The organism is Sphaerimonospora mesophila, from assembly GCF_001417795.1.
Classification (GTDB): Bacteria; Actinomycetota; Actinomycetes; order Streptosporangiales; family Streptosporangiaceae; genus Sphaerimonospora; species Sphaerimonospora mesophila.
On the sequence record NZ_BCBX01000037.1, the window covers coordinates 215,621 to 231,271 of the forward strand.

Below are 15,651 nucleotides of genomic sequence, written 5' to 3' on the forward strand. Positions count from 1 at the left end.
ACGGCCGGATCGGCTGGGCAACCGGCTTGCCGGTGCTCCGGCCGTCCGGGAGAGATTCCGGGGGGTCTCATGGTGAGACGACTCGTCATCCTGCCGACCATCGCCGCTGCGACGTTCGCGACCGCGGCAGCGGGCTTCGCCGCCGCGCCGCCGGACGTCAACGATCAGGATCGGGGGTTCCTGACCGCGCTCCACCAGGGAAACCTGGCGGAGATCCAGGCGGGGAAGGTCGCCGAACGGCAGGCCCACAGCGAGGAGGTCCGAGAGATGGGGGAGGCACTGATCCACGACCACAGGATGCTGGACGAAAAGGTCAAGCAGGTCGCCGGTGACGTAGGCGTGGGCCTGCCGGGTGCCCCCGGCGCGGCGCAGCAGGCGGAGCTCGAGCGGATCTCCGCCAAGAGCGGGGCCGAGTTCGACCGGGCCTGGGTCGAGGCGGAGATCGTCGAGCATCGAGAGGACCTGGCCGCGGGGGCCAAGGAACTGTCGGAGGGCTCCTCGGAAGAGGTGAAGCGGTTAGCCCGAGACGCCGAACCGATCGTTCGGGAACACCTGGAGGAACTCGAAGAGATCCAGAGCGGTGAGGAGGGTCAGAGCGAGTGACCGGTGCCGCCGGGCGGAGGACCACCCTCGGCCCGGCGGGGCCGTTCGGTCACCCGGCCGGCGGGCCGGGCCTCCGCGATGTCACGTGAACAGCCGCACCAGCAGCCAGACCAACCAGATGATGAGCGCCCAGGAGGCGAGCCCGGCGATCGTCATCGCGATGAGGCCGCGCAGCCGATAACGCTTGCCGCGCGGTTCTGGTCGCTGCTTCACGTGTCCTCCGGCGGTAGCGCGCGCGGCCGCCATCGCCCGCGTCCGGAGCGTCATCGTAGCCCGCCGGTCCGCCATCGCTCCGGGTTCTCGGCGGTCCCTTATACCTTCCGTTTACCAACGTCATCCGACCGTGCCGGTCGGGGTCACCGGTGGTGATCGCCGGAGCCGGCATCGGGCGGGAACTCCCGAGCCATGATCGCCGCCTGCACCCGGCTGCGCAGGCCGAGTTTGGCGAGCAGGCGGCTGACGTGCGTCTTCGCCGTACCCTCCGCCATGCCCAGCGCACGGGCGATCTCCGCGTTGGACAGTCCCCGGCCGATGTGGACGAGCACCTCGCGCTCACGCGCGGTCAGGTTCCCGTACGGCTCCGGCCGGGCCGTGGGCGCCCCTGCCGACGCGGGCGGCGTGGCCGGAGCGGGCAGGGCGGCGAACGCCTCGATCATCCTCCGGGTGACCGAGGGGGAGATCAGTCCGTCGCCGCGTGCGACGATCCGTACGGCCTCGATGAGCGCGTCGGCGTCGGTGTTCTTGAGCAGGAAGCCGGCCGCCCCGGCACGTAGCGCGCCGAAGACGTACTCGTCCAGGTCGAACGTGGTGAGGATGACCACGTCGGCCACGCCGCGCAGCTTCCGGGTGGCGGCGATGCCGTCGAGTCGCGGCATCCGGATGTCCATCAGCACTATGTCGGGGCGAAGCCGCCCGGCCAGCTCGACGGCCTCCACCCCGTCCGACGCCTCCGCGACGACCTCGATGTCCGGCGTCCCGCCCAGGACCAGCACGACCCCGGCTCGTACGGCCGCGTGATCGTCGGCGACCAGTACGCGGATCACGCCGCTGATCCCGTCGCTGATCCCGTCGGCAGCGCGGCTCCCGTCGGAAGTTCGGCCCGCACCCGCCACCGGGTCTCCCCGGACGGCCCGGCCTCCATCGGCCCGGCGTCGAACGAGCCGCTGACCAGGGTGGTGCGCTCCCGCATGCCGACGAGGCCGGCCCCCGAGCCCGGCAGGGCGGAAAGGCTGTCGCGATTCACCGGATTCTCCACGAGCAGCACCACGTGATCACAGGCGTACTCGATCACCACCTCCGTGTCGGCGGTGCCGTGTTTGAGCGCGTTGGTGAGCGCCTCCTGCAGGATCCGGTAGGCGGCGAGATCGATGGCGGGCGGCAGGGCACGCGACGTGCCGCGGACGGTGAGCCGCGCCCTGACCCCCGTACGTTCGATCAGGTCGGCGGCGTCCGCCAGCCGCCGCCGGATCGGCTCGGCCTCCTCGCCTTCGCCGTCATGGCGCAGCAGTCCGATCATCGTGCGCATCTCCGCCATCCCCTGGACGCTGTTCTCCCTGATCGACTTCATGACTTTCCGTACCGCCGCCGCGTCCAGGTCCTGGCGTGCCAGCAGCGCGGACGACTGGATGGCGATCGCGCTGAAGTGATTGGAGACCAGGTCATGCAGTTCCCGGGCCATCCGGGAGCGCTCGCCGGCGATCGCGGACCGCCGGTCGAGCTCGGCGAGCCGGGCCACCTGCTCGGCGCGCTCGTGTTCCGCCGCGGCCTGGTCGCGGTGCTGTCTGATGATGTTCGCCGTGGTGACGGGGATGACTCCGATCAGCGCCGCCTGCACCAGCAGCACCGCGAGGGCTCGCCAGTCCCAGGTGACGAACCAGGCGGCCGCGCCGGCGACCACCGCCCCCGCCGAGGTGATCCAGAGCAGCACCCGGCCCAGTGGGCGTGGGCCGTACAGCGCGGCGGCATAGAGATTGTCGGTGAAGACCAGGATCGTCCCGAGCGAGGGCCCGAGCACGATGTCGAGGGCCATGCCCGTGACCCCCAGCGCGAGCGTGACCACCGGCGCGCGCCGCCGTACGACCACGCCGGCGCAGGTGAGGGCGAGCGGCAGAACCAGAAGGGCGAGCGGGTGGCCGTGGTCGAACAGCGCGCCGGCGGCCAGGAGCACCAGGCCCATGACGAAGGCCGCCGCGGCCAGCAGCGCCTCCTGCCTGGCAGGGGACCAGCTGAGAGGGGACGAAGGAGTCATCAAGGCGATTCCATCATTCGCCGAGGTGCGGTACGTCGTCCCGGGGGTGGGGCGGGCGCGTACATCGAAAGGCATACGCGAGATCGTCGCCGGTGACGATGTGTGCGGCGGCGGCGAGCGCGAGTGTTGTAGCGGAGGTGCCTCGTTCGTGCTCGTCTTCATCATCGGTTGTGAGATCGGTTTCTGGGTGCTGCTCGCGCTCGGTCTGGCGCTGCGCTATCTGGTGCGCGCCCGCCGGGCGAGCGATATCGCGCTGCTGAGCGTTCCGCTCGTGGACGTGGTCCTGCTCGTCGCGACCGTGATCGACCTGCGGTCGTCGGAGACCGTCGCCACCTGGCAGCACGGACTGGCGGCCGCCTATCTCGGGTACATGGTGGTCTTCGGTCACCGTACGATCCGCTGGGCCGACGCGTGGGTCGGCCACCGATTCGGCGACGGGCCGCCCCCGCGCAGGCCGCCCTCGGGTGGCATGGCCCGTGCGCGGTATGAGTGGGCGTTCTGGTTCCGGATCTTGATCGCGTACGGTGTGACCTGCGGCTTGCTGGTCGCCGCGATCTGGATGGTGGGGGATCCGGCCAGGACGGCGGCGTTGTCCGACTTCATGATCGGCGTCGCCAAAGTGACGTTGATCGCGCTGATCTGGCCGGTCAGCTACACGATCTGGCCCAAGAAGGAGGTGAAGGGATCATGAGCCCTGGGTGTGCGCCCTTGGGGAGGAGGCGGGTGAACTATTGGCGCGAGCAGGGGTACGAGGTCTGGTAGAGTTACCTCCGTTGCCGAACCGCAGATGAGCGGTGGTGACGACCAAGCGGCCGTAGCTCAATGGATAGAGCATCTGACTACGGATCAGAAGGTTAGGGGTTCGAGTCCTCTCGGCCGCGCACATCATAGAAGGCCCGTGACCAGGGAAAACCTGGCAGCGGGCCTTAGTGTTTTTGGGCTTCACGCGGTCTCTTCCGTGTCTGTGGGAGCCACCTTGGGAGCCACCCGCTTCCGTTGCCCCAGCAGAGCACCGGTAATGGCCTCTGCCGCCGCTCGTTTGTCGCCCTCCATGAGGTGCCCGTACACGTCCTTGGTGATCGCGATGCTCGCGTGTCCGAGGACGTCGGAGACGACGTGAAGCGGCGTCCCTTGCGCCAGCATGAGCGAGGCCCCCGAGTGTCGGAGTTCGTGTGGGTGCCAGTGCCCGAGCCCCGCCTTTTGGGCGAGCTTGGAGAACAGGTGCGAGAAGGTGTCCGGGTTGGATGGATTGCCGAAAGCAGTGGGGAAGATCAACCCGTGCTCGGTCCACTGCGCGCCGGCCTGGAGGCGTTCCGCGTTGTGCGCGCTCCTTGTGACGCTTCAGCGCGTCTACCAGTTCGGGAGTGAGGGAGAGGGTACGCCGTGACCTCTTGGTCTTCAGTTCGTTGATCACGAGCTTGGTCTTCCGGGCCGCATCCGGGTCCCGGTTCTTGATTCGCTTCACGGCATGGGTGGATGCGGAGAGTCCTGGCGTTCGGGTCGAATCCGCTCCACATGAGCCCGAGCGCTTCGCCGCGACGTAGGCCGAACACGAGGGCCAGGAGCACGAGCACGCCCATCCGATGCTCGGCGACCTCGTGGAGAAGCTTGCGCGCCTCGTCGATCGTCAGCGTCCGGCCCTCATCCGTCCGGATGCGTGGAGGCATCGAGAGGACGCCGCTGGTTGCACTTCGTGTTGCATTACGGGACCGTCCAGGTCGGTTCAAGATGGACCGCACAGGCCCGCTGACCTGCATTGAACTGTCCGGAATCATGATCGGCCGAGCTTTTGATCCGCGTGTAGGACGGCAGAGGCGCTCGACCGCTCACACTCATCCAGGACCGCTGAGATCATGGACATCATGCTCTCGCTCAAGATGAACGACGCTGCGGTCCAGATGCTGGGACTGCTGAACGGGCTGGCAGCGATCGAGCCGCCGGGCGGCCTGGCATCGGGTCTTCTGGAACGCGCGGAGCGCGGCATCGTCCGCCGTGGGAAGGTTTTGACCTGGGCCACCTCGGTTGGAGGAGCCGAAGGCGCACCCTCGTTCTTCAACGACCTCACTGCCTGGGAGTGCGCCGACAGTTCTTTCCACCTGGAGGACTTCGTCCCGGTCGAGGTTGCCACCGTCAACGGCGCGCCGGTCATCACTGAGGATGACCAGCGGATCCTGCTCCTTCACGGTGTCGCGTTCGCGCTGAAGTTTTGCCAGCTTGTGTACGCCCTCGACCCGCCCAGCCCGGTGCGTTGCATCATCGGCGCGAACGAGACCAACGCCACGTTCAGATTCCACGCGATTCGTCCGGGGGAGCACTGGAATGCCCCCGACCTGGACAGCTACCGATTTGACAAGATGATCGTGGTGGATGTCGAACCGACCAACGGCTGACGGGCGTCGGGCTTTGACTGTCATCGACTCGGTCCAGAGAAGCTCCGAGGAAAGGCTCAGGCGCTCACCAAGCAGGTATGTGGACGGGCTTGCTGGAGGAATCACCACGAGGAGTATTGGCGGCTCGCCTGGCCGCTCGCATGGCGGCTTCTGGGAGCCACCTTGGGAGCCACCCAGGTAGACGATCACGAGCTGAGCCGGACGGATCTGAACAGCCACAGTCCCGAGGAGCAGCACGGCGAACGGATCTGAACGACCGTGGATGTCGTTTGGGGACCTACGGATCAGAAGGTTAGGGGTTCGAGTCCTCTCGGCCGCGCACAGCTCAAAGGCCCATTCCGATCATCGGAACGGGCCTTTTTATCTCCGTACAGCAGTGCGGTACAGCAACGTCCTCAGCCGCCGCCGTCCAGACGTTGATTCAGCCGGTCAAGCCGCCGCCCCACAGGCGTCGGTGGCACGGCGCGTCCGGTCCCGGCCGGGCATGCGGCCTCTTCTGGGCCGGTCCCGGCCGCGCCGCCGCCGGCCGCGCGCGATGGGCAGGGGCTTGACCGCCGTAGCGACCGAATCGCAGCGCGTACAGGGCTGAGGTCTCTTTCTTGACTCTGGCGGGATCCCCGGCCCCGAGGTGATCGCGGAAAGTCAAGGTTCGTGGGTGGCCGGGAGCCCTGATCGCCTCGCTCGCCATCGACCCAGGCAAGCCGAGCAAACCTACGGCTCAAGCCCAGCCGTGACCGATGGCATCAGGGCGCGGGGCGCATGTGGGGCCCTAACCTAACCTTGTGCCCGTGGGCAGAAGCGATACGTCGCAAGAGGCGTACTCGGCGGCTACCGGATCTGGGATAACAAGGCCCGCCGCTGGTGGGGTGACCTGTACGAACTCTGCCCCGACGATCTCCTCAACGAATTGAACGGCGAGAAAAGCAGCGAGAAGATCACCGTGCTACTACGGCAGTACCGCGCCCAGAAGCGATAGCCGGAGCGGAAACCGAGCACTAACTGTGTGGCAGCGCTGACGAGCGGGGGCAACGGACCTTGAAGGCCGAGTCGAGGGCACTTTCAGGGCACACGGTCCGAGAAACGGCGCGAAACGCTGAAAGCCAGTGAAAGGCAAAAGCGCAGGTCACAGGGCCGAGCGGAACATGGCCGCTGATCAGGCCAGGGCGTCAGGCAGAACTACGACTTGTGACCGGACCCAACTGGCAGCCCAGCGACGTTGCCCCTACGAGCAGTGTCGGGAACTTGCTTCGCGTCACAGTCCTCGAAGCCGACAGCTTGGATCCGGCGCTGATCTACCAGCGGGTGGCGGCGATCACGTCACCATCGAGGCACCTGACAGCACCGGATGGTGTCCGGCGATCAAGAGCGGTGCGCCTCACCGTGGTTCGCATCGAAGGAGTGACGGCCTTGGAACGCGCGTTGCTGTACACGCGTTGCTATACAGCAGCGCGTACGGCAACACCGCCGACTGCGTACGCTCGCCGGCGTGACCGCAAAAGACGCAAAGCGAGGGGGAAGCGCTGCCCTCACATGGGTAGGCACGCTGGGTGGACCGCACATCCTCGTCCCACAGTCAGTGTGCCCCCATTGGAAGGGCGCTCCCCCGGACTATCCCGATCAAGAAGGGGACTACGGCCGCGCTTGCTCCGTACAGGGGTACATAGGCTTGATCGATGTCGATTCGGCTCAAGCCCTGGTTTTCGGCGACGAGCCGGGCGCCACGGCGTTCCTCCCCGAACGGAATGCCCTCGTTCGCTGGATCGGCGCGGATTCGGAGGACGACATGGTGGAGGCGGCTATCGAGGTCATCGAGACAGAGTCAGTTCCAGACGATGAGGAGCTGACGTGGACCGTCGATGAGCGGCTGGTCCTTTTCGACGCCGTCCACGGTTATGAGTACATCGCCGAAGAGGATCACCTACTGATCGACCTCGCCCCCGGCCCGTACACCGTTCGAGCCGCCTACGTCGAGCACCCGAATGCGCACATGATCCTCGTACGGTTCACCTGAGCCGAGGAGGCGCCGACCTGGTCAGAGTGACTAACCGACTCGTGGAGATCACCGAGGAGGACCAGGTCCACAACGAGGGCGGGACACCCGCCGCCGGCAGATCAGCCGCTCCACCGTTACCCATGCCATCAGCGCAGACGCACCTCTGTGAGCACTCTCATCTACGGTGGCGGCATGGACGAGATCAGCGAACGTCAGGACGGCCGCTATCCCGAGTTGCGCAGGCTCGGCGAAGAAGAGCGGCGAGTGGCACTCGAACTCCAAGAGATCCGCGCACAAATAGCGAGTCTTGTGCAGCAACTCCTACCCCACCACGCCCGCACAGAGAAGATCGACGATGTCGTACGGGTGAGCGGCTACAGCCGCACCCTGATAGATGTCCTCCGGTACAAAGACCACCCCTGGCACCGTCGGTAGCGAGACGTCCCAGGGTAAGGCTCCGCGGGGGCACTCCGGCTCCAGGCAGTTCAGGCGCCCCTACGATGGGTGATCCAGGCGATTCCCAAGCTGACAGTCGGCGCTTTACCCTCATCGCCATGACACCGCCGCGTGAGCCACCTGTGAATGTGGAGCGCGTTCATGACATGCGAGACTTCGCCGCCTACCTGGAGATCATGGCGGATGACTTCGACGCAGACCGCGCCGAGTGCGAAAGGCAAATTCGTGAGGGGAAGCGGTTTATCGAAGGCCGCTGGAGCAGCGTGAACATTGGCGACTTCCTGCGAGCACGGGCCCGATGGCTTCAGGATGGTGGTATCCGTGAAGGTGCCCCGTTCGGGGAAGACATCGATCCTCTGACATGGCAGTCGCTCGCTCTCCAGATCCACGCCGCCCATCTCTACGAGTAGGCCGTTCTGGGAGCCACCCGGGGCGGACGATCACGAACTGAGACGGACGAACCCGAACGAACGGCGCTGCCGCAGAGCAGTCCGGCGAACGATCCTGAACGACACCGGAAATCGTTTGGGCGCCTACGGATCAGAACGTTAGGGGTTCGAGTCCTCTCGGCCTCTCACAGCTCAAATGCCCATTCCGTACAATGGAACGGGCCTTTTTGGGATCCCCGTACAGCATTCCCAGGCTGACAGCGCGGTCCGATTTCCGCCGTCCGCGGGTAACGACCTATCAGCGCAGCACGGTACGGCGGCGCGGGTAGGGTCTTGCTCATGGTGGATTGGGTGCGCCTTCGATTGGACGTCGACGGGTTCGACGACGGGGAATTCGAACCGTACCTGCGGCGGGCGCAGGGGTCGGGCATCGGATTTACGACGATGGCCGAGCTCGGCGACACAGCGGACCACCGGCGCGCGCTCTATGACCTCAACAAGATGTGCTCGGCCGATATCCCTGACCGGGGAGAGTTCTACACGTACGACGCATACGTCGCCCAGCGCATCGACGTGCCCGCCTTCGACCCGGGTGGTGTCATCCTCGCAATCCGCGACGGCGTGTGGATCGGAATGTCCGCGACGTCGTTGCATGCGGACAAGGGGGTCGCGTTCAGCGAGATGACCGGCGTGCTCGCGCCCTATCGCAGGCAGGGTCTGTCGCTGGCGTTGAAGCTGCTGGCGATCCGTTTCGTCCGGTCGTCGGGCTACCGGTGGCTCGCGACGCTCCACCATCCGCGTAACGCGTCCGCGATCGCGATGAACCGGCGTCTTGGCTTCGTCGATCAGACCGACGTGAGGTCATAGGCGGGCAGGGACGACGGCAAAGGGTGGGGCCGGCCGAGCCGATGCCCGGCCAGGCGTCGGGCCACGGCCTCGATCTGGGCGGGCATCGGCTCGGGTGGCCGTCCGCCCCTGCTCGGCGCGCCGGGAGACGGCTTCGGGACGCGTACGAGATCCCCGCTCGTGCCCACCCTGATCGCGGTGATCGCGGACGGAGTGGTCAGCTCCAGGTCGCGTTCTTGAGGATGGCGTTCAGGCCCGGGTGGTCCCACTGGTCGAGGACCAGGATCTTGGACTTGGGCAGGTACCACTCACGCTGGTTGTAGCGCGTCTTCACCTTGGACTTCTTGTCGACGCAGGTCGCCGCCCACCTGTGGTAGTCCGCCCTGTGACCCGGCCCGACCTGTCGCAGCCCCCTGTCCGCGAGCTTCCAGTCGCCCTTGAACAGCTTGTAGCTCTTGGGACAGATGCTGACGTCGGTCGCGGGGTCGAATCCGTACTTCGGGTTGTACGGCTGGAACGTGCGGAGCCCGACCTCTAGGGCCTTCGGGCCCAGCACCCAGAAGCTACGGCACCCCCAGTCGCGGAAACCGTAGTCCTCGGTGCCGAGGGTGGGGCACGAGCCGGTGATGACGCGGACCCAGTCCGCGTGCTTCTTGTCGACCTTCCACGATTTGGGGATCTTGAGGGTCAAACCCTTGCGCAGGTGGATCTGCTTGGTCCCGCTGTCACGCGCGAACGCCGCCGCGGGGGTCGCCAGCGTGGCCGCCAGTACGGTCAGACCGGCCGCCGCAACCGAGATGGTCTTTCTGAGCATGCCCGGAATGCTAGATCCCGCTAGTTGTGGACGACTTGTGACCTGATGTCCAAGAGATTGCCGAACGTGGCGGCGGGTGGAGCGGTCAGTTCCATGTCCCGTTCTCGAGGATCGCGCGCAGCCCGGGCGGCGCCCTTCACGGGCAGCAGAAGAGTACGGATCACCGGCCTGCGTGGAGGGGGCCGGCCCTACCATCGATCAGGGGGATCGGCCGGGCGCAAGGGGGGTCCGTTCTCCATATGCCGCCGTCACACAGGATGCCCCGGTCACACAGGCGTGTACGGCGTCCAGGTGATGACGAACACTGCGACCGGCAGGAGCGGAAAGACCTGCACCAATGCGATGTCCCCTCGGCGATGCCTAGTTCGTCCAGTGGACGATGGGCGCCGAAATCGAGCGGATGCGCGTCGCAGCGGGAGCGGCACCGGAGATCGGCCTCCGTCCCGGAGAGTTCATACCGGGGCGTTCCAGCGGAGCACCACCGGCTCCCCGTGCTCGTGTCCGAGCAGCGAATAGGTGCCGGTGTCCAGCCGGAGATGGCGTCCGTTGGCCGCGGGCAGCCCCAGCCATCGGGCCGCGAGCACGCGGAGCAGGTGGCCGTGTGCGACGACGAGCGCGTCGCCCTCGGTTTGCCGGATCCGGGCGATGACCTTGTCGGCACGCTCGCCGACGTGCTCGACGGTCTCGCCCGGATGGGCCTGGTCCCCCGGGACGATGCCGTCACGCCACACATACCAGCCGGGGTGGGACCGGCGGATCTCGACGGTCGTGATGCCTTCGTATCCGCCGTAATCCCACTCCCACAGGTTCGGATCCACCTCATATGAACTGATTCCGGCGAGCTCGGCCGTACGACGGGCCCGCCGGGCGGGGCTCACCAGGACCAGCGAGAACGAGCGGGCAGCGACCGTCGGAGCCAGAGCCCGAGCCTCCTGCTCGCCGCGCGCCGTCAGCGGCACATCGGTGCGGCCCGTGTGCCGGCCCGCTCTGCTCCACTCTGTCTCTCCATGCCGGAGCAACACGATCTCCATGTCCTCAGTCTCCCCGATGGGCCGTCTTCTTCTGCGAAACGATGACGTCGCGTGGAAGACGACGTAAGGATGTCCCGGAAGCATTTGCCCGACCTCGGGAGGGTCTGGTGCGGTTATCCGGGGTTCGTACGCCCTTACTGCTGATCCTCTGCCTGCTGCTGGCCGGAGCCACCCTGCGGGCCTCGGACAGCGGGCCGCCGAAATGGCCGTACGCATCGAGACCGTGCGCGGAGACGCCCACCACACCCGTCCCCGCCTCGTTCGAACCCCCGGTGATCCTGGGCGGTGACGTGCACACGAACATAACCGCCGTGGCCATCGGGCTGCTGGGATCGCGTCCCGTCGCCATCAGCGCGGGGGAGGAGCGCACCCTGCGCGTGTGGGATCTCCCCGGCCTCGCCCCCATCGGCCGGCCGGTCGAGCTGGATCGGACGATCACAGTGATCGGTGAGTCGGTGTTCGCCGGGCAGCCGCTCAAGGCCACGAGCGACGCCGGCACAGGTCCCGCTGTCGGCCGCATGAACGGCCGCACCGTACGGGTCACCGCCGATGACGAGCTCCACGTGATCGATGCCGCCTCCGGACGGGAGGTCGGGCCGAAGATCGAACTGGGGGAGGACAACGAGGTCAAGGCGCTGCAACTCATCACCCTGAACGGGAGACTCACCGCCGTGATCAATGACACCGGCGGTGACGAGGACGAGGAGCCTGACCCGCTCCGTTTCTGGGACCTCGCGACCGGCAGACGGATCACGGGTATCGACGGTGATTTCACCACCGTACGGAAGACCCGGGTGAATGGGAGAACCGTCCTTCTGGCCGTCGACGGACCCACGGGAAACGTCTCCATCTGGGACGCCGCCTCGCGGAAACGGCTCGGCCTCCTGCCCGCCGGTCGGCCACCCGGAGCCCTCGTCCACCTGGCCGTGGGGGAGTTGGACGGCCGGCCGATCGCGCTGACCGGCGGCGCCGACAATGCCCTTCGGCTCTGGGACCTCACCACCGCCGGGCAACTCGCCGCCACCGCTCCGTCCGGTCATACCGAGACGATCAGGGCGATCACCGTCACCCACGCGAGCGGCCGGACCGTTGCGATCACCAAGGGGGACGACCGCACGATTCAGTGGGATCTGGCCACAAGGCGGCGGATCGATGATGTGCCGCCCAAGACGTACGACTCCATCGAGGACATCCCGCCCGAGCGGCTACGTGACCGCGATGTCCTCCTGGAGGAGTGGCCGGGAGGCGTACGGTTCCGTGATCTCATCGCCTCGAGCCGGAGCGAGACGGACCGCGCCTTCAGCGGCAGGAAGGAGGTGTACGTCACCCGGGTCGGCGGCCGCACCGTGCTGTTCGGCAGGAACAACTTCCGCGGCAAGGGGCGCCGGACCGGGGATGCCCGAGTATGGATCAAGGATGCGTACACGGGCGTCCGGATCGGGGCCCCGGTGAACATCGGCGCCAGAACGCCGCTGTCGCTGACCACCCTGGCCGATATCGACGGCAGGCCGGTGCTCCTCGTCAGCCTGAAACGGCGCACCCGAATCCTCGACTTCCGAACGGGACGTCTCCTCGCCTCGGTGAAGGGGGTCAGCTCCAGCGAGTCTCCGATCGCCGTCGGCCATGTGCGATGCACGACCGGAGTCCTCACCGAGCGCGGCGGTGACACCGTTCACTTCTGGGATCTGCGGACCGGACGGAGGCTCACGCCGCCCCTCCGCGGGCACACCGCACGCGTCCACCGGATCCTGTCCGGACGGCTCGGTGATATCCCGATCGCCGTGACCGCCACCTACCAGGGCGAGATCCGGGTGTGGAACCTGGTCGACGGACGGCAGATCGGTGACCCGCTCAAGGTGCGGGGGAGCCTCGACGACGTGACTCTCGGCTATGTGAACGGGCACACCGTCCTGCTCGCCGGCGGACGGGCGGAACAGGTTCTGATGTGGGATCTGAGCGCGTAGGCCGTCGCGCACTCGTCCGGACGGTAGTCACGTCGTCTCACGTCACGTCACCGGAATTTGTCGGAGGCGGTCTGTATCGTCGGGCGGCAAGCTCGATCCGATCACTCAGGGAGCGTCGTGGACATTCTGGAAGCCGCGCTGAGCTGGACGAACGCATGGACGGTCGGATGGGCGCGGCAGGATGTCGAGCTCATCGTCGAGCGTCAGGCCGAGGACGGCGTCCATTGGTCGCAGCCCTTCCGTCCCCCTCACCGCGGGCGTCCCGGACTCAGAGAGTATCTGGAGGACGTGTTCGCCTCGGAGGTCGAGCCGACGCAGGCCAGGTTCGCCCCGCCCCTGGTGAACGGTGACCAGGCCGCGGCGGAGTACTGGGCGCTGTGCCACTACGAAGACGGGCCGCTGATCATCTCGGGATGCACGCTGCTGAGGTTCAACGAGGAAGGCCTGGTCGCCGAGTCCCGGGACTACTCGTTCGTGGTTCCCGGAGAACATCCCTTCCCCTTCGATTGGTGATCTTTCCACCCGGTAAGCCGGCGAGCCGGTGAGACGGCGAGGTCGCGACGGCCACCGGTGAGGTCGCGACGGCTACAGGCCGAGGGCGTCGAGCGCCCCCAGCGCGGCGGAGACCGATGCCGAGCCTGCGGGCAGCAGGGGCAGCCGGACGGCGGGGGTGGGGATGCGCCCCCGGGCGTGCAGCACGCCTTTGACGACGGTGGGATTCGGCTCCGTGAACAGCGCGGCCGACAGGACGGCGAGGCGATGGCCGAGGTCACGGGCGTGAGCCGCGTCGCCCATGTGCCAGGACCGGACGAGTTCGGCGAAACGGGCGGTGGCCAGATGAGCCGAGGCGAGGATGCCCCCATGGGCGCCCATGGCCAGCAGCGGTGAGACGAGAACGTCGTCCCCGGCCAGTACGGCGAAGCCGGCGGGCGGATCGGCCATCAGGTCGGCGGTGGAAGCGGTGATCGCCCCGATCGCGTACTTCACCCCGACGACGCCCGGCAGCGCGGCGAGCCTTCGCAGTGTCTCCGCGCTCAACTCCTGTCCGGTCCGATAGGGGATGTGATAGATCACCAGCGGAACCGGACTGTCGGCCGCCAACTCCGTGAAGTGCGCGATCACTCCGGCCTCGGAGGGCCGGGTGAAATACGGGACCAGGGTGAGTGCGGCCACCGCCTCGGGCACCCTTCTGAGCGCGGCCAGTGCCTCGCGGCTCGAGGCGGTGTCGTTGCTCCCGGCCCCCACGATCAGCGGTGCGCCGCCCTCGCGGCAGACCCGGGCCACCACATCGACGACCGAACGCTTCTCTTCCGCTGTGAGCGTCGCTACCTCGGCGGTGGTGCCGAGCGCGACGAGACCGGTGGCCCCCTCGTCGAGGAGTTCGTGAGCCAGTCGCTCCAGGGCATTGAGCGCGACCTCGCCCGTACCCGTGAAGGGCGTGATCAATGGGATGTACACCCCTCGGGGCGGCGTGCTGTTTTCCATGATCTGAATGATCGGCCGGTCGTCCGTACCACGTCCATCTGGAAATACCGACGTCGCTCTTAAGCTGGGCTAATGATCAACTTGCATCAATTGCGCCTGCTTCGGGAGTTGGCGCACCGAGGAACGATCGCCTCCGTGGCAGAAGCGTTGGCCTACAGCCCCTCCGCCGTCTCCCAGCAGTTGTCGCTGTTGGAACGCAAGACGGGCGTGGTCCTGCTGGAACGCAGGGGCCGGCGCGTGGCCCTGACGGCGGCGGGGGCCAATCTGGCACATCACGCCGAGATCATTTTCGCGCAACTGGAGGTGGCTCAGTCGGAACTGGCGGGCAGCAAGGGGATGAGCGGCCCGCTACGCATCGGCATCTACCCGTCGGCGGCACGCGTCATGGCCGCGGACATCCTCACCGCCCTCCGCGGCATGCACCCGAACCTTACGTTATGGGTGCAGGAGATCGACCCTGCGCATGCCCCGGACGCCCTCCGCGCCGGTCAACTGGACCTGGCACTTGTGCACTCCTACGATCATCTTCCGCCCTCCCCCGAGCCGGGAATTCAAAGCAGGTCGATTTTCGTCGAGGAGGTTTATCTGGCGGCACCCGGCGACCCCTCGGCTCTCGGATGGAAGGTGGAGGCCGTCGATGACCCGGTGGGGAAATGGCGACACGTGCCGTGGATTCTTCCCACGTCCGGGACCCTCTGCCACAGGATGGTGATGCGGCTGTGTGAGGAGAGCGGCTTCCACGCCGACTCGTGGCATCGAGTCGACGACTACGACACCGCCCTTGGTCTGGTCGCGGCGGGAGTGGGCGTCGTCGTGGTGCCCCAGCTCAGCGCGCTGCGGCCCCCATCGGGCACGTCGCTGACATCGCTTCCGCTGCGGCGGCGAAGCGCCGTCGCGTTCCGCGGAGGTTCCGCGGCCCATCCCGCGGTCGACGCCTTCACCACCGCGTTGCGTGAGGCTCTGCCCGTCGGGCTCGCGGCGGTGAATCGGCAGACCGAAGAGATCACGTCCTGACCGGTCACGGCTCCCGCGTGGCCGGAACCGCGTAGCCGGGGATGGACGGCCAGCGTACGGTGAGCACCACCGACTCCTCTTCTGCGTACCAGGAGTGATCGACGCCCTGCCCCCACACCACGTAGTCGCCCTGCTCGGTCAGCAGCACACTGCGTCCCGGCAGCTCCACCCGGAAACGGCCGCTGATCAGCACGAGCAGCGCCGTACGTTTCTCCCCGGTGACCCACTCGGCGCGCTCGTCGCCCCGTGGATGCACTCCCCACTTGATCTCGACGTCTTCGCTGTGCCGGAGGTCGTCGACCGGCTTGAAGTGTCCGAGGAGCCAGCCACGGTCGCCCGCCGCGTCGATGCCCGCGTTGCCCACGTACACGTGCTCCACCGGGCTACCCACCGGGCGCTCCATCGAGCCTTTCACCGA

At 67.2% G+C, this 15,651-nt stretch carries 17 protein-coding genes, 1 tRNA gene and 1 pseudogene; 11 read left to right on the plus strand and 8 right to left on the minus strand.

What is annotated here, in order from left to right; all coding sequences use genetic code 11:
• Nucleotides 1–69: 69 nt before the first annotated feature.
• On the plus strand, nucleotides 70–603 hold the full coding sequence (locus AP234_RS18740) for a DUF4142 domain-containing protein (protein ID WP_055480959.1): 534 nt from the start codon (nucleotides 70–72) through the stop codon (nucleotides 601–603).
• Between the two features lie 81 nt (nucleotides 604–684).
• On the opposite strand, the gene AP234_RS39225 is transcribed toward AP234_RS18740, so the two are convergent.
• The 3 genes from AP234_RS39225 to AP234_RS18755 all read right to left on the minus strand — a co-directional run bounded on the left by AP234_RS39225 (nucleotide 685) and on the right by AP234_RS18755 (nucleotide 2,851).
• Complete coding sequence (locus tag AP234_RS39225) at nucleotides 685–816, minus strand: hypothetical protein (protein ID WP_268778066.1); 132 nt, start codon at nucleotides 814–816, stop codon at nucleotides 685–687.
• 143 nt (nucleotides 817–959) lie between these two features.
• Nucleotides 960–1,646, minus strand: a complete 687-nt coding sequence (locus AP234_RS18750) for a response regulator (RefSeq protein ID WP_055481057.1) — start codon at nucleotides 1,644–1,646, stop codon at nucleotides 960–962.
• Nucleotides 1,643–2,851: a histidine kinase gene (locus AP234_RS18755; RefSeq protein WP_055480961.1), complete on the minus strand. Its 1,209-nt coding sequence runs from the start codon at nucleotides 2,849–2,851 to the stop codon at nucleotides 1,643–1,645. The genes AP234_RS18750 and AP234_RS18755 overlap by 4 nt, the downstream gene beginning before the upstream one ends.
• Nucleotides 2,852–2,876: 25 nt before the next feature.
• Between AP234_RS18755 and AP234_RS18760 the strand changes: the two genes are divergently transcribed.
• Nucleotides 2,877–3,542, plus strand: a complete 666-nt coding sequence (locus AP234_RS18760; RefSeq protein WP_235558239.1) for a hypothetical protein — start codon at nucleotides 2,877–2,879, stop codon at nucleotides 3,540–3,542.
• Nucleotides 3,543–3,659: 117 nt separating this feature from the next.
• Nucleotides 3,660–3,732: transfer RNA gene (locus tag AP234_RS18765), tRNA-Arg, on the plus strand.
• Nucleotides 3,733–3,793: 61 nt separating this feature from the next.
• On the opposite strand, the pseudogene AP234_RS18770 reads toward AP234_RS18765, so the two are convergent.
• Nucleotides 3,794–4,132, minus strand: a pseudogene (locus tag AP234_RS18770) (tyrosine-type recombinase/integrase); the annotation flags it as partial.
• Between the two features lie 572 nt (nucleotides 4,133–4,704).
• Here AP234_RS18770 and AP234_RS18775 point away from each other — a divergent pair.
• From AP234_RS18775 to AP234_RS38075, 5 genes are all read left to right on the plus strand, one after another.
• A complete protein-coding gene (locus AP234_RS18775; protein ID WP_055480963.1) occupies nucleotides 4,705–5,241 on the plus strand; it encodes a hypothetical protein in 537 nt (178 codons plus the stop codon).
• 1,486 nt (nucleotides 5,242–6,727) lie between these two features.
• Nucleotides 6,728–7,252: an Imm21 family immunity protein gene (locus AP234_RS18780; RefSeq protein WP_063842982.1), complete on the plus strand. Its 525-nt coding sequence runs from the start codon at nucleotides 6,728–6,730 to the stop codon at nucleotides 7,250–7,252.
• Between the two features lie 174 nt (nucleotides 7,253–7,426).
• Nucleotides 7,427–7,669, plus strand: coding sequence for a hypothetical protein (locus tag AP234_RS18785; protein WP_055480965.1), 243 nt, complete (start codon nucleotides 7,427–7,429; stop codon nucleotides 7,667–7,669).
• 65 nt (nucleotides 7,670–7,734) lie between these two features.
• A complete protein-coding gene (locus AP234_RS18790; protein ID WP_152990494.1) occupies nucleotides 7,735–8,100 on the plus strand; it encodes a hypothetical protein in 366 nt (121 codons plus the stop codon).
• Between the two features lie 318 nt (nucleotides 8,101–8,418).
• A complete protein-coding gene (locus AP234_RS38075) occupies nucleotides 8,419–8,946 on the plus strand; it encodes a GNAT family N-acetyltransferase (protein ID WP_055480967.1) in 528 nt (175 codons plus the stop codon).
• Between the two features lie 196 nt (nucleotides 8,947–9,142).
• On the opposite strand, the gene AP234_RS18800 is transcribed toward AP234_RS38075, so the two are convergent.
• Nucleotides 9,143–9,739 (minus strand): hypothetical protein, encoded by a 597-nt coding sequence (locus AP234_RS18800; protein WP_055480968.1) that lies wholly within the window; start codon nucleotides 9,737–9,739, stop codon nucleotides 9,143–9,145.
• 452 nt (nucleotides 9,740–10,191) lie between these two features.
• Nucleotides 10,192–10,770, minus strand: coding sequence for a histidine phosphatase family protein (locus AP234_RS18805; RefSeq protein ID WP_055480969.1), 579 nt, complete (start codon nucleotides 10,768–10,770; stop codon nucleotides 10,192–10,194).
• Between the two features lie 107 nt (nucleotides 10,771–10,877).
• Between AP234_RS18805 and AP234_RS18810 the strand changes: the two genes are divergently transcribed.
• A complete protein-coding gene (locus AP234_RS18810) occupies nucleotides 10,878–12,734 on the plus strand; it encodes a WD40 repeat domain-containing protein (protein ID WP_055480970.1) in 1,857 nt (618 codons plus the stop codon).
• A 117-nt stretch (nucleotides 12,735–12,851) separates the two neighbouring features.
• The gene (locus AP234_RS18815; RefSeq protein ID WP_055480971.1) at nucleotides 12,852–13,247 is read left to right on the plus strand and encodes a nuclear transport factor 2 family protein; all 396 of its coding nucleotides are present in this window, start codon (nucleotides 12,852–12,854) and stop codon (nucleotides 13,245–13,247) included.
• A 72-nt stretch (nucleotides 13,248–13,319) separates the two neighbouring features.
• Here AP234_RS18815 and dapA read toward each other — a convergent pair whose 3' ends face one another.
• Nucleotides 13,320–14,219, minus strand: a complete 900-nt coding sequence (gene dapA / locus AP234_RS18820) for a 4-hydroxy-tetrahydrodipicolinate synthase (protein WP_055480972.1) — start codon at nucleotides 14,217–14,219, stop codon at nucleotides 13,320–13,322.
• A 72-nt stretch (nucleotides 14,220–14,291) separates the two neighbouring features.
• Between dapA and AP234_RS18825 the strand changes: the two genes are divergently transcribed.
• Complete coding sequence (locus tag AP234_RS18825) at nucleotides 14,292–15,233, plus strand: LysR family transcriptional regulator (RefSeq protein ID WP_055480973.1); 942 nt, start codon at nucleotides 14,292–14,294, stop codon at nucleotides 15,231–15,233.
• Nucleotides 15,234–15,237: 4 nt separating this feature from the next.
• On the opposite strand, the gene AP234_RS18830 is transcribed toward AP234_RS18825, so the two are convergent.
• On the minus strand, nucleotides 15,238–15,624 hold the full coding sequence (locus AP234_RS18830) for a signal peptidase I (protein ID WP_235558241.1): 387 nt from the start codon (nucleotides 15,622–15,624) through the stop codon (nucleotides 15,238–15,240).
• Between the last annotated feature and the right edge of the window lie 27 nt (nucleotides 15,625–15,651).